General features: G+C 43.3%; 13 protein-coding genes. All 13 read left to right on the top strand.

Translation table 11 applies throughout. From position 1 onward, the window contains the following. The 13 genes from H8696_RS11025 to uvrB all read left to right on the top strand — a co-directional run bounded on the left by H8696_RS11025 (window position 1) and on the right by uvrB (window position 15,421). Window positions 1–732, top strand: coding sequence for an ATP-binding cassette domain-containing protein (locus tag H8696_RS11025; RefSeq protein WP_249317491.1), 732 nt, complete (start codon window positions 1–3; stop codon window positions 730–732). Beyond that, window positions 725–1,645 carry a SufB/SufD family protein gene (locus tag H8696_RS11020; protein ID WP_249317489.1) on the top strand — a complete coding sequence of 307 codons (921 nt, stop codon included), beginning with the start codon at window positions 725–727 and terminating at the stop codon, window positions 1,643–1,645. The genes H8696_RS11025 and H8696_RS11020 overlap by 8 nt, the downstream gene beginning before the upstream one ends. 176 nt (window positions 1,646–1,821) lie before the next feature. Then, on the top strand, window positions 1,822–3,015 hold the full coding sequence (locus H8696_RS11015) for a glycosyltransferase family 4 protein (RefSeq protein WP_249317487.1): 1,194 nt from the start codon (window positions 1,822–1,824) through the stop codon (window positions 3,013–3,015). 11 nt (window positions 3,016–3,026) lie between these two features. Further along, entirely contained in the window at window positions 3,027–4,049 is a 1,023-nt protein-coding gene (locus H8696_RS11010; RefSeq protein ID WP_407926385.1) for a polysaccharide biosynthesis protein, read from the top strand. After that, the gene (locus H8696_RS11005; protein WP_249317484.1) at window positions 4,046–5,164 is read left to right on the top strand and encodes a capsular polysaccharide biosynthesis protein CapF; all 1,119 of its coding nucleotides are present in this window, start codon (window positions 4,046–4,048) and stop codon (window positions 5,162–5,164) included. Before H8696_RS11010 ends, H8696_RS11005 begins: the two co-directional genes overlap by 4 nt. Beyond that, window positions 5,161–6,300, top strand: coding sequence for a non-hydrolyzing UDP-N-acetylglucosamine 2-epimerase (wecB, locus tag H8696_RS11000; protein WP_249317483.1), 1,140 nt, complete (start codon window positions 5,161–5,163; stop codon window positions 6,298–6,300). The genes H8696_RS11005 and wecB overlap by 4 nt, the downstream gene beginning before the upstream one ends. A gap of 2 nt (window positions 6,301–6,302) precedes the next feature. Further along, window positions 6,303–7,436, top strand: a complete 1,134-nt coding sequence (locus H8696_RS10995; protein WP_249317482.1) for an N-acetyl sugar amidotransferase — start codon at window positions 6,303–6,305, stop codon at window positions 7,434–7,436. A gap of 17 nt (window positions 7,437–7,453) precedes the next feature. Next, window positions 7,454–8,644, top strand: coding sequence for a CDP-glycerol glycerophosphotransferase family protein (locus H8696_RS10990; protein WP_249317481.1), 1,191 nt, complete (start codon window positions 7,454–7,456; stop codon window positions 8,642–8,644). After that, a complete protein-coding gene (gene ispD / locus H8696_RS10985) occupies window positions 8,641–9,357 on the top strand; it encodes a 2-C-methyl-D-erythritol 4-phosphate cytidylyltransferase (RefSeq protein ID WP_249317480.1) in 717 nt (238 codons plus the stop codon). The genes H8696_RS10990 and ispD overlap by 4 nt, the downstream gene beginning before the upstream one ends. An 11-nt stretch (window positions 9,358–9,368) precedes the next feature. After that, complete coding sequence (locus H8696_RS10980; RefSeq protein WP_249317479.1) at window positions 9,369–10,424, top strand: NAD-dependent epimerase/dehydratase family protein; 1,056 nt, start codon at window positions 9,369–9,371, stop codon at window positions 10,422–10,424. 23 nt (window positions 10,425–10,447) lie between these two features. Continuing rightward, entirely contained in the window at window positions 10,448–11,668 is a 1,221-nt protein-coding gene (locus tag H8696_RS10975; protein ID WP_249317478.1) for a glycosyltransferase, read from the top strand. Between the two features lie 69 nt (window positions 11,669–11,737). Continuing rightward, on the top strand, window positions 11,738–13,255 hold the full coding sequence (locus H8696_RS10970; RefSeq protein ID WP_249317477.1) for a hypothetical protein: 1,518 nt from the start codon (window positions 11,738–11,740) through the stop codon (window positions 13,253–13,255). Between the two features lie 177 nt (window positions 13,256–13,432). Next, entirely contained in the window at window positions 13,433–15,421 is a 1,989-nt protein-coding gene (uvrB, locus tag H8696_RS10965) for an excinuclease ABC subunit UvrB (protein WP_249317476.1), read from the top strand. Window positions 15,422–15,423: the final 2 nt, after the last annotated feature.

The following is a 15,423-nucleotide window of genomic DNA, read 5'->3' as shown; positions in this document are numbered from 1 at the left end:
ATGTTAACCATGAGCCATATCAACTGGACGCTGCCAACGGGAGAGACCATCTTAAAGAACGTGGATTTGACGGCGCCCATGGGCAAATTGACTGTGGTGACCGGTCCCAACGGCGGGGGCAAGACCTCCCTTGCCAAATTGGCTGCGGGTCTGGAAAAGCCCACGTCCGGACGGATTTTGTTGGCCGGTGAGGACATTACGGACCTTGATATCACGCAGCGGGCGCAAAAGGGCATCGCCTATGCTTTTCAGCAGCCCGTTCGGTTTAAGGGACTCACGGTTCGGGATCTTTTGGAGCTTGCCGCAGGCGGCACGCTGGAGGAGCCGAGGCTTTGTGAGATTTTGGGACAAGTCGGACTCTGCGCCCGGGATTATATGGACCGTGAGGTGAGCGCCAGCCTGTCCGGCGGTGAAATCAAGCGCATTGAGATTGCTTCGGTGCTGGCCCGGCAGGGTATCCGGGTGGCCATTTTTGACGAGCCGGAGGCGGGCATCGATCTATGGAGCTTCTCCGGGCTCATTGATGTATTCCAGGAGATGAAGGGCCAGACCTCGGAAGCGCTGCTCATCATTTCTCACCAGGAGAGAATTTTGGAGATCGCGGATAAAATCGTGGTCATTGCCGATGGAGAGGTGCGGATGGATGGGCCCAGGGATCGGGTGCTGCCCGAGCTGCTGGAGGGCGAAGTGGCATCCCAATGCCCCAGGAAGGAGGTATTCTGCCGTGAATAAGATCACTGAAACTCTGCTGGGTTTGGTTTCCGATTGGTCGGGCGTTTTTGATGGCGCGTTCAATATCCGGGAGGATGGCGGATGCGCGGGGCGGCAGTCTTCCGAGCATATCAAGATTGAAAACAAGACCGATGGACCGGGGCTGGTTATCCATGTGCTTCCGGAGGCGCAGGGTGAGACGGTATATATCCCGGCCTGCGTCACCCATGGCAACATTGACGATCTGGTATATAACGACTTTTACATTGCCGATGGCGCGGATGTGACCATTGTGGCGGGATGCGGCGTGCACACGGACAACGAGGAGGAGGCGCGGCATAACGGCATTCATCGCTTTTACGTGGGCAAGGGCGCCCATGTGCTGTACAAGGAAAAGCATATCGGCACCGGCAAGGGGACGGGCCTCAAGAAAATCGATCCCGTAACCCGAATTGAGCTGGAAGAGGGCGCCGTGATGGAGATGGACACAACGCAGATCCGCGGTGTGGACAGCACCGTCCGAAAAACGGGGGCGCTGCTGGCGGCGCGTTCCAAACTGATCATCCATGAGAGGCTCATGACCGGAGGCAGTGAGACGGCTAAAACCGATTTTGAGGTAGCTTTGCAGGGTGAAGACGCGGGGGTGGACCTCATCTCCCGTTCGGTGGCTCGGGATGAATCCCATCAGGAGTATCGTTCGATTATTCGTGGGAATAACCGATGCACAGGGCATTCGGAGTGTGATGCAATCCTGGTCGGCCATGGTACGGTCAGTGCGACCCCCGAGCTTTACGCCGGGCACATCGATGCCGCCCTCATTCATGAAGCGGCCATCGGCAAAATCGCCGGCGAACAGATTCTGAAGCTGAAGACCTTGGGACTCACCGAGGAAGAGGCGGAAGAGAAGATTATCGAAGGCTTTTTAAAAGGTTAAAATCCGGCATATTGCCAAAATTAGACGAACGTTATGTTCGTCTTTTTCTTTAGCAAAAATGAATGGTTGAGGATTTATCGAGATTTGTATACAAAGGGGACAAGTTGCCAAAAGTACTGCAATATGATAGACTTATCTCCAAAACAGTGTACCAATAAGAGTGATTTTATAGTGTGATGAAGATACAAATTATTTCGCAGAATTATTATCCGGATAATTTTAGAATTAATGATATTGCCAGTGAACTTGTTCGCAAAGGTAATTCTGTTCGAGTACTGACTGGCTTGCCCGATTATACAACAAACCATATCCCGAAGGAGTATCATTGGGGCAGACGACGTCATGAAAAAATAGCTGATGTTCAAATTTGCCGATTGCCTACAATTGCACGGAGAACTGGCATCTTTTTCCGTATGTTAAATTATGGATCGTTTATTATTAGCTCTTTTTTGCATGCAGAATTTGGGAAAAAGCCTGACGCGGATGCAATTTTTGTATTCCAAACGTCTCCCATATTTCAGGCCATACCTGGGGTTGTCTGGAAACGCAGAACAAACAAACCGTTAATTCTATATTGTTTGGACATTTGGCCGGAATCAATGAAGGCTTGGGGAGTTGGTGAATCCAATCCGGTATATCATTTGGTCAAGAAAATAAGTCGCTGGATCTATCGATCCTGTGATTATATTGCGATTACTTCTAAACCTTTTCGACAGTATTTAGTAGAAGTCTGTGACGTTAATGAAGACAGAATTGTATATTTGCCACAGTATGCGGAAGATTTGTACGCTGACATTACCGGCAAATATGAAGACAATGGTGTGATTGACTTCTTATTCGCAGGAAATATTGGTTTGGTTCAAAATGTTGACTGCATAATAAAAGCGGTTGCCAAGATGGATACACGGGAGAAATTTTGCGTACATATTGTGGGCGATGGATCGGAGCTGGATAACTGTAGAAACCTTGCAAAATCGCTGGGTGTTGAAAACAATATAGTTTTTCACGGCAGACACCCTCTCGAAGAAATGGCAGAATTTTATCGGATGGCGGATTGCTTTTTGTTAACCCTGCGGGGTGGAGATTATATTGGAATGACACTGCCTGGTAAAGCTCAGAGTTATTTGTCAGCGGGTAAGCCGATCGTCGGGGCCGTTAATGGGGCCGCTCAAGAGATGATTGTTGAAGCAAAGTGCGGTAAAGCTGTTGCGGCTGATGATGCGATGGGTCTGGCACAGGTTATGACACAGGTAATTGATTCTTTTACATCCTATCAAGAAATGGGTCTGAATGGAAGAAATTATTATGAAGAACACTTTAGACGGGAACAGTTTTTTGAATCACTACTAAATTTATTGAAAAGCGAGTGAATAAGATGTCAATTTTTCAAAACAAAACTTTATTGATTACCGGTGGTACGGGTAGCTTTGGAAATGCTGTATTAAGAGGATTTTTAGATACAGATATTGGTGAGATTCGTATCTTTTCACGGGATGAAAAGAAGCAGGACGATATGCGTAAACTCTACAAGAATGATAAAATAAAATTTTTCTTAGGAGACGTACGGGATATAGCCAGCGTAAAAAACGCTATGTATGGTGTTGATTATATCTTCCATGCATCGGCTTTAAAACAAGTGCCTTCCTGCGAATTTTTCCCGTTGGAAGCTGTAAAAACTAATGTTTTGGGAACTGACAATGTGCTGACGGCTGCCATTGACTGTGGAGTAAAACGGATTGTCTGCCTTTCCACAGACAAGGCTGCTTATCCTATCAATGCAATGGGGATCTCCAAAGCGATGATGGAAAAAGTAATAACAGCCAAAGCCCGCACTGTACCAGCCGAACATACTACGATAACCTGCACACGCTATGGAAATGTTATGTGTTCCAGGGGCAGCGTTATACCATTGTTTATTGATCAGATCAAGGAGGGCCGCCCATTAACTGTGACCGATCCAAATATGACTCGATTTTTGATGAGCCTTGATGAAGCGGTTCAATTAGTGGTATTTGCATTTGAACATGCCGATCCTGGCGATCTTTTTATTCAGAAGGCTCCAGCTTGTACCATTCATGATTTGGCACAAGCTGTCAATGAGTTGTTTGGCGGCACGTCGGAAGTGCGCATTATTGGAACGAGGCATGGAGAGAAGCTGTATGAGACATTAATGACCACGGAAGAAAAAATTAAGAGTGTGGATGAGGGAAATTATTATCGTATTCCTGTTGATCGACGCGACTTAAACTACGATAAATACTTCGTTGAAGGAAATCCTGAAGTTGAGTCTATTGAGCCCTATACCTCACACAATACGAAAAGATTGAATGTGGAAGAGGTAAAAGAAAAACTTATGACTTTAGAGTATGTTAGCAACGAAGTGAAAGCGTGGAGAAGCAGATGAAAATTTTGGTGACGGGTGCAAAAGGTTTTATTGGCAGAAATCTGATTGCCCAGCTTAAAAATAGAGGTTATAAGGATATTTTGCTCTACGATATTGATTCAGAAGATGGATTGTTGGATGAGTATGCGGCATCTTGTGAATTTGTATTTCATTTAGCCGGTATAAACCGTCCCAAAGAACAAAAAGAATTTATGGAGGGCAATTTCGGTTTTACTGCAACTCTATTGGAAGCATTGAAACGAAACCAAAGCCACGCGCCCGTGCTGGTAACTTCATCGATTCAGGCCGACCTAGACAATCCCTATGGCCAAAGTAAGCGAGCGGGAGAGAACCTAATTTTTGATTATGGAAAAGAAACGGGCAATCTGACCTATGTCTATCGTCTCCCCAACGTTTTTGGAAAATGGTGCCGTCCCAATTATAATAGTGTTGTTGCAACCTTTTGCAATAATATAGCACATGATTTGCCCATTGTTGTTCATGATCCTGAGGTCATTCTGAATTTGGTTTATATTGATGATGTTGTGACAGAATTGATTTGTGCTCTGGAGGGGAATGCAAAGCAAGAAAATCAATTCTGTATAGTGGAGCCTGTACATAGGGTAAAATTGGGTGAAATCGCTGATCTGCTGTATTCATTTAAAGAGAGCCGTAAAAACTTAGAGGCACCGAATATGGGGTCCCCTTTTATCAAAAAGCTCTATAGTACCTACTTAAGCTACTTAAGTGAGGAGGATTTCGCCTATCCCCTGACGATACATGCGGATCAACGCGGCTCTTTTACCGAATTTATTCGTACAAATAGCTGCGGACAATTCTCGATAAATATCTCTCATCCCGGTATAACGAAGGGAAATCACTGGCATAACACTAAAAATGAAAAATTTTTAGTCATTAGCGGACAAGGAGTTATTCGTTTTAGAAAGATAGACGAACAGCGCATCATTGAATATAATGTTTCAGGGGATAAAATGCAGGTGGTGGATATCCCTGTTGGTTATACCCACAGCATTACCAATACAGGCAACTCGGATATGGTTACGGTTATGTGGGCAAATGAATGCTTTGATCCGGAACATCCGGATACCTATTTTTTGGAGGTTACACCTAAATGAGTAAGTTGAAGGTTATGACGATTGTTGGGACCCGTCCTGAAATTATTCGTTTAGCTGCAGTTATAAAGAAGTGTGATAAATATTTTGATCACGTTCTTGTACATACGGGACAAAACTATGATTATGAACTTAACGAGATTTTTTTCAATGAGTTGGGGTTGCGGGCTCCGGATTATTATTTAAATGCTGTAGGTAAGGATCTAGGAGAGACCATTGGCAATATCATTGCAAAATCCTATAACGTAATTTCAACAGTGATGCCTGATGCGCTGCTGATCCTGGGAGATACCAATTCCTGCCTGTCGGCAATCGCAGCAAAACGTCTGCATATTCCAATATTTCATATGGAGGCGGGGAATAGATGCTTTGATGAATGTCTGCCGGAAGAGACAAATCGAAGAATTGTAGATCATATCGCTGATGTTAATTTGTGTTATAGCGAGCATGCACGACGGTATTTAAACTTTGAAGGGACGGCAAGAGAGCGAACCTATGTTACGGGATCGCCCATGGCCGAAGTCCTGAGCGGCAATTTAAAACAAATACTTTCAAGCAATGTTCTGGAGAGGTTGTCTCTACAAAAAGACAATTATATTCTGCTTTCTGCCCATAGAGAGGAAAATATTGACACGGAAGCAAACTTTTTTAACCTTATGAATTCGGTAAATGCACTGGCGGAAAAATATGAGATGCCGGTTATTTACTCTACTCATCCACGCAGTGCCAAGTATATCGAGAAGCGGCAGTTTGTTTTTCATCCCAATGTTAGACAACTGAAGCCTTTCGGCTTTAATGATTATAATCATCTGCAGATGAATGCTTTTTGTGTGGTGAGTGATAGTGGAACGCTGCCGGAAGAAAGCAGCTATTTTCAGTCCATAGGCAATCCATTTCCTGCCGTGTGTATACGTACCAGTACAGAGCGTCCAGAGGCCTTGGATAAAGGGAATTTCATTTTAGCGGGCATTACCACGCCCCAAGTTTTACAGGCGGTTGAAACGGCGGTTGAGATGAATAAAAATGGGGATTTGGGTATGGATGTGCCAAACTATACGGATGAAAATGTCTCCAACAAGGTTATAAAGCTTATTCAGAGCTATACCGGTATTGTGAATAAAATGGTTTGGAGGAAATAAAGATGGAAACGCGTAAATACCAGGTGTGTACAAATTGTGTCATGGATACAAGCGACTCAAAAATTGTATTTGATGAGAAGGGCGTTTGCGACCATTGTCATAATTTTTATGAAAATATAAAGCCAAATTGGAATCCGCAAGGAAATGCAGAAGAGTTAAATAGACTCATTGAAAACATTAAAAGAGATGGCCAAGGTAAAAAGTACGATTGCCTTATTGGCTTGAGCGGCGGCGTAGACAGCTCTTACGTTGCATATAGCGCAGTGAAAAAGTGGGGACTACGTCCTCTTATTTTTGCTGTGGACACATGCTGGAATCTGGATGTAGCTAATAAAAATATTCAAAAGATTATTGATAAGCTTGGCGTAGATGTACATTATGTCAAGATTGATCATGATGAGATGATGGACCTCCAGCTTGCATTCTTCAAGTCCCAGGTGCCTTATCAGGATACACCTCAGGATCATATGATTTTTGCATCTTTATATAATTTTGCTGCAGAAAACGGCTTTAAGTATATTTTAACAGGGGGTAATTACTCTACGGAATGTGTTAGAGAACCAAACGAATGGGTTCACGAGAATGATATTCGTTTAATTAAGGATATTCATAAGAGATTTGGTACGCGGCAGCTGAAGCATATGAAATTCTGTGGCATGTTTAAATATCGGTTATATTACCGGTATTTTAAAGGAATACGGGTATGTAAAGTATTGGATTTGGTTCCATATTTTAAGAAAGAAGCCATTGAAGAACTTCAAAACGAGTTTGGTTGGGAACCTTATGCGAATAAACATTTTGAAAGTATCTTTACCCGGTTTTATGAGGGCTATTGGCTTCCCAAAAAGTTTGGATATGATAAGCGAAGGGCACACTTCTCCAGTCTCATTTTAACAGGACAGCTTAGTCGTGATGAAGCCCTGGAAATTTTGAAAAGTCCTCCATACAGCGAAGACACAGCAATGGAGGATATGGCTTTTATTTGCAATGAGATGGGTATTTCTGTTGATGAGTTTAAGGAGTTAATGGCGGGTGAGAATAAGACCTATAAGGATTATAAAAATGGTTATTCACTCATCCATACTGCGAGAGAAATTGCAAAAGTGTTTGGTGTAGAGAGAAGAAATATTAGATAGATGGGCGGATGAATACTATGATTCCTTTTCTCAGGTTTATTTCGAAATTAGCAATGCTGGTTTTACTTTTTCCACTCAGGGTATTTCCAGTACAAAAAAATCGAGTACTTCTGCTAAATAATATTTTAAACTTCAATGCAAAGTATGCATGTAGTCCAAAATATTTGGCTGAGTATATATTAGAACACTATCCACAGAGTTTTGAAGTTGTATTTCCATTGGGCAAAGAAATTGATGGGAGCAGCCTCATTTCACGAGGCATTACTGTTGTTAGACTGGGAACGCTTAAATACTATTATTATGTGCTGACATCAAAGTTTTTTATTACTACAAGTGGTGCAATTTCATACATACCTTTTCGCAAAAGTCAAGTTGTAATCAATACCTGGCATGGGGGTGGAGCCTATAAAAAAATGGGAATAGACACATCTGATAGTTTTTTCTATCGCCAGGATTGCAAAATTACCGCTTCCAAGACGTCTTATTTTCTATCGTCCAATAAATATTTTTCGGATATTGTTGAGCGGAGCCTATTGATTGACCGCAATAAAATACTTGAAATAGGCCTTCCAAGAAATGACATCTTTTTTACGGATTATTCGGATATTTCTTCACGGATCAAAATTAAATATGGAATTGATCCCAATGCAAAAATTGTAATGTATGCGCCTACATACAGGACACCGGGAGAGAATACCTTTTTGACGCATCAACTTGGCCCCTATGAGATCGATAGCAAATCAGTGATTCAAGCCTTGACCACGAGATTTGGAGGGGACTGGGTTTTTGTATTAAGGCTACATCCAAGTATTGCGGATCAGTTGCAGGATATTCCAGAGAATGTCATTGATATGTCGGGTCATGATGATATTCAGGAATTGATGTGTACGGCAGACGTTCTTATCAATGACTATTCATCTACGATGTGGGATTTCGTTCAGACAAGAAAACCATGCTTCATTTTTGCAAGCGATTTAAAAGATTATGAGACGAACCGCGGGCTGTATACAAAACCTTCAAGCTGGCCTTTTCCTCTGTCTACAACCAATGAGGAACTAGCGCAGAATATACTGCGGTTTGATGAAGATAAGTACGCACAGGATGTTGCTTATTATTTCAAGTGGATGCAAAACTTTGAAGATGGACATGCCTGTGAAAAAGTATGTAAACTGATGCTGGATAGAATGATGAAAGAGGAACAAAAATGAATACCGCTCTTATTTTTGCCGGAGGCACTGGCCAGAGAATGAATTCTAGAACATTACCCAAGCAGTTTCTTGAATTGCACGGGAAGCCTATCATTATCCATACTCTGGAGCATTTTGAAAAGCACCAAGATATTGATGCAATAGTTGTTGTATGCTTGGAAACTTGGATAGAGCATCTAAAATGTCTCCTCAAAAAATTTTCTATTGAGAAAGTAGTAGAAATTGTTCCAGGAGGTGCGAATGGACAGGAGTCAATCTTTCATGGGTTGAGAGCGTTGCACGATAGATATCCAGATGACACGGTGGTATTAATTCATGATGGAGTACGCCCCCTAATTGACAGGGAAACAATATCTCTCAATATTGAATCTGTGCTGAAAAACGGGAATGCCATTACGGTGTCCCATGTAGTGGAAACGGTTGCGGTTGGAAATGAAGACGGAACATTGGGGGATATCTTCGATAGAAGTAAAGTCGTATTTGCGAAAGCTCCTCAAAGCTTTTATTTGGGACATATCTTTGAAGCGCATATGAAGGCTATTGAGGAAGGCTTAAAAGAATTTATTGATAGCGCGAGTATGATGCGCCATTATGGTTATCCACTATACATGGTAGAAGGTTCACCAGAAAATATAAAAATCACAACTCCTAACGACTTTTATATTTTCCGGGCTATCGTTGATGCGAGAGAAAATTCTCAGATTTTTGGTTGAGGTGGTATCGAATGTGGACTGAATTGGATGTGTATCATGCAGATTTAGAAAATATTTCGACGGAGTCTGCATTAAAATGGGAGAGATTTAGAGGGAAAACCGTATTTGTTACGGGAGCCACTGGATTAATTGGCCAAACAGTTGTTGGCGCAATTGTTTATTCGTGTGCAAAAAGAAATATTAATGTCAGAGTTTTGGCCTTGACAAGAAGCTATGAGAAAGGGAAAGCTAAATTTGAAAATCTGCTTAAATCGCATCATAACCTGGACTTCATAATTGGCGATGTACGGTCTCTGCCAAAGATTGATGAAAAAATTGACTATATAATTCATGGTGCAAGCGTTACAGAAAGCGATGCCTTTATAAAGCACCCTGTTGAAACTATAAAGACTTCGCTTGAAGGCACCATAAATGTACTTGAGCTTGCAAAACAAAAGGCCGTTACTTCGGTAGTTTATCTATCAAGCATGGAAGTATACGGTTCTCCTCATGTTAAAGCTATTTTAACTGAGGATGATCTTGGGGATGTAAATCCGTTGTCCGTGCGCAGCTGTTATCCAGAAAGTAAAAGAATGGCGGAGAATCTTTGTATTTCTTACGCATCAGAATATGATGTTAATGTTAAAATCGCCAGACTTGCTCAAACTTTTGGGCCGGGGATTGACAGAGAAGATCGGCGTGTGTTTGCACAATTTGCGCGGTGCGCGCAAAAAGGAGATGATATTGTTCTTCTGACAGATGGTTCAAGCGAAAGAATGTATGTATATACTATGGACGCTGTGTCAGCCATTTTGATGATACTATTGGAAGGCGGATCGGGAGAGGCCTATAATGTTGCGAATAAAGAAACTTATTGTTCCATCAAGGAGATGGCCGAGATGGTAGCAAGAGTTTTATGCGGCCCCAAAAGATCATCGGTTGTGATTAAAAATAATGCCAGGGAGAATGTAAAATACCCTCCAAATCATTATTTATTTTTAGATACAACGAAGATTGAATCCTTGGGATGGATTCCGCGGGTTGGATTATCTGAAATGTATAAAAGGATGACGGATACAACGTTTTAAGGACCGAATTGTGGAGATTTGGAATGGAAATTTGTTTTTGCAGCAGCATTTTTGATATGAATTATTATGATCTATTGCAGAAGGACAGCAAAGTCCCACTGTCTCTTGCTGACCATAATCTCAATAGTAGCATTATTCATGGTCTAGACGACAATCTTTTAAGGCCGATTACGTTGATTAATACTATTCCGATTCCTACTTATCCAAACTATCCCAAGATACTAATTAGGCAGCAGAAGTGGTCGCATACTGAACAATCTGAAGATGTTCATACGGGATATATTAATCTGCCTATTTTTAAACAATTTTCAAAAGCAATTACAACTTTCACCAGCTTAGGGAAATGGATAAGAGGGCACTCGGATAAAGATCTTGTCATATTTGTATATGATGCTCATCCATATTTATGTATCCCGATTCTGCTTCAAAAAAAGTTGCATCCTCGAGTTAAAACGGTGATAATTGCGCCTGATGTTCCTACGACTGTGGCCTCGTTTGTAGGTCGCGGCAGGTGGAAACAGGTGCATGAAATGTACAGTCATTTAAAACTGTGGCTGGAAAAAAGATTTGATATGTATATCCTTACTACAAAATATATGGTGGATAAGCTGGGAATTGGGGACAAGCCCTATGTAGTTGTAGAAGGAATTTATGGCGGAGATAAACAAGATCAGCATGCCGTTCATTCAGAGGATGAAAAGAAAATCATTTTTTATTCAGGTGCTTTACGAGAGGCTTATGGTATAAAAAATCTAGTAGAGGCGGTATGTGGAATTGATGACAGCGCGTATGAATTGTGGATATGTGGCGCTGGGGAGCTTGCTTCCTACGTTGAGGATATGGCTAAAAAAACAAAGCGTGTGAAATATTACGGCTTTGTAAATGGAGAAAAAATTGCTGAATTACAACAGCAGTCTACGGTCCTAGTAAATCCAAGGCAAAATAGTGGGGAATATACGAAATATAGTTTTCCTTCTAAAACCATGGAATATTTAGCTTCTGGGAAACCGGTGATTGGTTACCGACTGGATGGATTTCCGGAGGAATATGGTGATTATATTCATTATGTACCGGATAATACTGTGGAGGCGTTGCGTGCTAAGATAGTGGAAATCTGCAGTCTAAATGTCCAAACTAGACAGAATATCGGAAGCATTAGTCGAAAATTTATTTTGGAGCAAAAGACGCCCAAGGCACAATGCGGGAAGATCGTTAAAATGTTAGGCGCTGAAAATAACAAATAAATGATGAGGACAAGGCGCCATAAATTTCGGAATTTTATTTCGATAAATCTATAGGAGTAATAAATTATTGTGCAAAGAGGAAAAAAGAGCATCTTAAATGCCACAGCAGCCATGCTTCTGACTTTGATGAATGGTTTGCTGGGCATGGTGGTTACGAAATTAGTCATAGATGTATTTGGCTCTGATTTTAACGGCTTGAATTCGACAGCCTCCCAGTTAGTAAATATACTTTTGCTATTGGAAGGTGGTTTTACCATTGCTACCAATGTAGCAATGTTTCATCCATATTATGCGGGGGATTATGATCGTGTAAATCAAATTCTTTCCGCAACGCATAAGACATTTAGAAAAATCGGTATTATTTTTTTGGGAGCGGGTGTAGCGGTTGCAGCTGGCTATACACTCGTGGTCAACAGTGGTTTGCCGGCAGAGCTGATTTTTACTGTCATGATGATGGCAATCGTGCCTGCTGCCTTTAATTTATTTTTTGCTACAAAATATCGTATTCTTTTGCAGGCAGATCAAAAAGAATATATCATATCTCTTATTACGCTGTTAACCATTACCTTGGGGCATATAATTAATATAATTTTGGTCTTGTGTTCCGGTAAGATGTGGATGATCCGTGCTGTAACTATGGTTATGGCAATAATAAATAGTATTTTAATCGGTTTTTATGTAAAGAAACATTATAGATTTCTTGATTTTAAAGCCAAACCAGATTTTTCAGCAATTCAGGGCACAAAAGATGTAATGATCCAGAAAATTACTGGCGTCATTTATAATACAGCGCCGATAGTATTTATTTCTATCTCTGCGGATGGTGGAACTCTTTTAGCCAGCGTATATGCAGTTTATAATAATGTATTTGTGCTTCTTAAAGGTGTGATGCAGGGCTTGATTGATGCTCCCCGTCTGGGGCTGGGGGAAATGATGGCGACCAAGAAGCGTGAAGAAGTATGGCCGACCTTTAAACTCTATCAGTTTATCGTATTTATGGCGTTATTTATTCTACTTACAACAGCTGCAGTGTTAATTATTCCATTTGTTGCCGTGTACACTCATGGTGTTTCGGATACAAATTATGAAAAACCAATCATTGCTTTACTTTTGGTATGTATCACTTTTTTTGAAATGATTCATATTCCAAGTGGGCATATGATTAATATGTCAGGCAACTTTAGAATCAGCAAGCAAATCCAAATCGTGGCTACCATCACATTGATTTTTACAATGTCAGCTGGTGTGTTGATAGCTGGTATTTATGGTATTCTTTGCTCCGTATTGCTTACGGCGATTATACTTGCAATTTTGGAGATAGGTTTCATACATTGCCGTTTTTTTACAAAGAAAATTAAATCTCTGCTGGGTCTATTATTACCCTTTGCTATAACGGCGGTTCCTTTGGGAATCTTGGAATTAAAATTATTGCCAAAGATTGATGGTTATCTCAGCTTTTTTATATGTGCGTTTATTCTAGCGGTTGGTAACAGTATTATCGCCTTTGTACTTGGCATGCTATTTAATAGGCAGCAGACAATGGAGGCTTTTACAAAAATTCTCCGCATCGTACATCTTGGAAAGTAAATTTCATTTCTTTAGACGAGCGTTATGTTCGTCTTTTTCTTTTACTTGATAAACTTATGGATTTTTCCAATAATAATCATTAAATGTTCGCGTTACAGACGAACAAACATGTGGTACAATAGACGCGGAATGTCGAAGAAAATGGATTTTGGTCCTTGGGACCGAATGGAGCGTGAAATGGAAAAGAAGCGGTTTGAACTGGTATCCCCCTATACGCCTGCTGGCGATCAGCCCCAGGCCATAGAGAAAATTGCAAATGGCATCCTGTCCGGTTATCGGGACCAGGTTATCCTGGGCGTGACCGGTTCAGGCAAGACCTTCACCATGGCGAACGTGATTGAGAAGGTGCAAAAGCCCACCTTAGTGATTGCCCACAACAAGACGCTTGCAGCCCAGCTTTGTTCCGAATTCAGAGAATTCTTTCCCAACAATGCTGTTGAATATTTTGTCAGTTATTACGATTATTACCAACCAGAGGCCTATATTGCGTCCTCCGATACTTATATTGCCAAGGATTCCTCCATCAACGATGAGATCAGCCGGCTTCGGAACAGCACTACCTGTTCGCTGAACGAGCGGGAGGACGTGATTGTGGTGGCCAGCGTGTCCTGCATCTATGGTTTGGGCGCGCCTGAGGACTATTACAAGATGAGCATCTCACTGCGGCCGGGAATGGCCGTGGAACGGGAGCATGTGCTTGAGCGGCTTGTGGAGATCCAGTACGAGCGCAACGATATCAACTTCGTGCGCGGTACCTTCCGGGTACGGGGGGACGTGGTGGAAATTTTCCCCGCGAATGAGCTCAGCCATGCGATTCGGGTGGAGTTCTTTGGCGATGAAATTGACCGGTTGACCGAAGTGGATGTTCTCACCGGCGAGGTGGTGGCACTCAGGGCTCATGCGGCCATTTTTCCCGCCACCCATTACGTGACCTCCCGGGAGAATATGGACCGGGCTATTCAGATGATTGAGGGGGACCTGGCCGATCAGACCCGCTTCTTTGAAAGCCAGGGCAAGCTCTTGGAGGCCCAGCGCATCCAGCAGAGAACCAATTTTGATATTGAGATGCTCCGGGAGATTGGATACTGTACGGGCATTGAAAATTACAGCCGTTATATGGACGGGCGCTATCCCGGCGAACCGCCTTTTACGCTGCTGGATTACTTCCCCAAGGACTTTTTGCTGTTTATTGACGAGTCTCATGTGACCGTGCCGCAGATTCGGGCCATGTACAATGGTGACCGGGCTCGCAAGGAAGCGTTGGTGGAATACGGTTTTCGTCTGCCGGCGGCATTGGACAACCGTCCCCTCAAATTTGAGGAGTTTCAGGGGCGCACCCATCAGGTGGTGTATGTGAGCGCTACGCCGGCGCCCTACGAGCTGGAACGTTCGGAACAGACGGTGGAGCAGATCATCCGGCCTACCGGGCTTCTCGACCCGGTGATCGAGGTCCGGCCCATTCGCGGTCAGGTGGACGATCTGGTGGGCGAGATTCGCAAGATCACCTCTCAGGGCTACCGGGTGCTGGTGACCACGCTGACCAAGAAGTTCGCGGAGAGCTTGACGGATTACCTGCGGGAGCTGGAGATCAAGGTACGCTATCTTCACTCCGACATTGATACGCTGGAGCGCACGGAAATTATCCGGGATCTCAGGCTGGGCGTATTCGATGTGCTGGTGGGCATCAACCTGCTTCGGGAGGGACTGGATCTTCCGGAGGTGGCGCTCATCGCTATCCTGGATGCGGACAAGGAGGGTTTTCTCCGGTCCGAGACCTCCATGATTCAGACCGTGGGCCGTGCCGCCCGAAATGTGGACGGCCGGGTCATCATGTATGCCGACACCATCACCGATTCCATGCGCAGGACCCTGGATGTGACCAACAGGAGACGGGCTCTGCAGGCCGCCTTCAACGAGGAGCACGGCATCACGCCGGAGAGCGTGAAGAAGGCGGTGAGGGACAGCCTGGAGATCACCCATGATCTGGAGGAGGATAAGACGCGGGAGGAGGCGGAGAAGGCTGCCCTGCAGCCCAAGGACGTGGGCAAGATGATCCGCCGCCTGGAGACCCAGATGAAGAAAGCCGCTCAGCAGCTTGATTTTGAACTGGCCGCAAGCCTTCGTGACCGCATCATCCAACTCAGAAGAGAACAGAACAAGGAGTAATG

The sequence above is a fragment of the Gehongia tenuis genome, from assembly GCF_014384795.1.
Taxonomy (GTDB): Bacteria; Bacillota; Clostridia; order Christensenellales; family NSJ-53; genus Gehongia; species Gehongia tenuis.
This window is presented reverse-complemented; position numbering and strand designations above follow the sequence as displayed.

What these genes read in the sequence shown, in the direction of transcription:
- H8696_RS11025 (WP_249317491.1), top strand. Translation starts at nt 1, where the DNA reads ATGTTAACCATGAGCCATATCAACTGGACGCTGCCAACGGGAGAGACC.
- H8696_RS11015 (WP_249317487.1), top strand. Translation starts at nt 1,822, where the DNA reads ATGAAGATACAAATTATTTCGCAGAATTATTATCCGGATAATTTTAGA.
- H8696_RS11005 (WP_249317484.1), top strand. Translation starts at nt 4,046, where the DNA reads ATGAAAATTTTGGTGACGGGTGCAAAAGGTTTTATTGGCAGAAATCTG.
- wecB (WP_249317483.1), top strand. Translation starts at nt 5,161, where the DNA reads ATGAGTAAGTTGAAGGTTATGACGATTGTTGGGACCCGTCCTGAAATT.
- H8696_RS10995 (WP_249317482.1), top strand. Translation starts at nt 6,303, where the DNA reads ATGGAAACGCGTAAATACCAGGTGTGTACAAATTGTGTCATGGATACA.
- H8696_RS10990 (WP_249317481.1), top strand. Translation starts at nt 7,454, where the DNA reads ATGATTCCTTTTCTCAGGTTTATTTCGAAATTAGCAATGCTGGTTTTA.
- ispD (WP_249317480.1), top strand. Translation starts at nt 8,641, where the DNA reads ATGAATACCGCTCTTATTTTTGCCGGAGGCACTGGCCAGAGAATGAAT.
- H8696_RS10980 (WP_249317479.1), top strand. Translation starts at nt 9,369, where the DNA reads ATGTGGACTGAATTGGATGTGTATCATGCAGATTTAGAAAATATTTCG.
- H8696_RS10975 (WP_249317478.1), top strand. Translation starts at nt 10,448, where the DNA reads ATGGAAATTTGTTTTTGCAGCAGCATTTTTGATATGAATTATTATGAT.
- uvrB (WP_249317476.1), top strand. Translation starts at nt 13,433, where the DNA reads ATGGAAAAGAAGCGGTTTGAACTGGTATCCCCCTATACGCCTGCTGGC.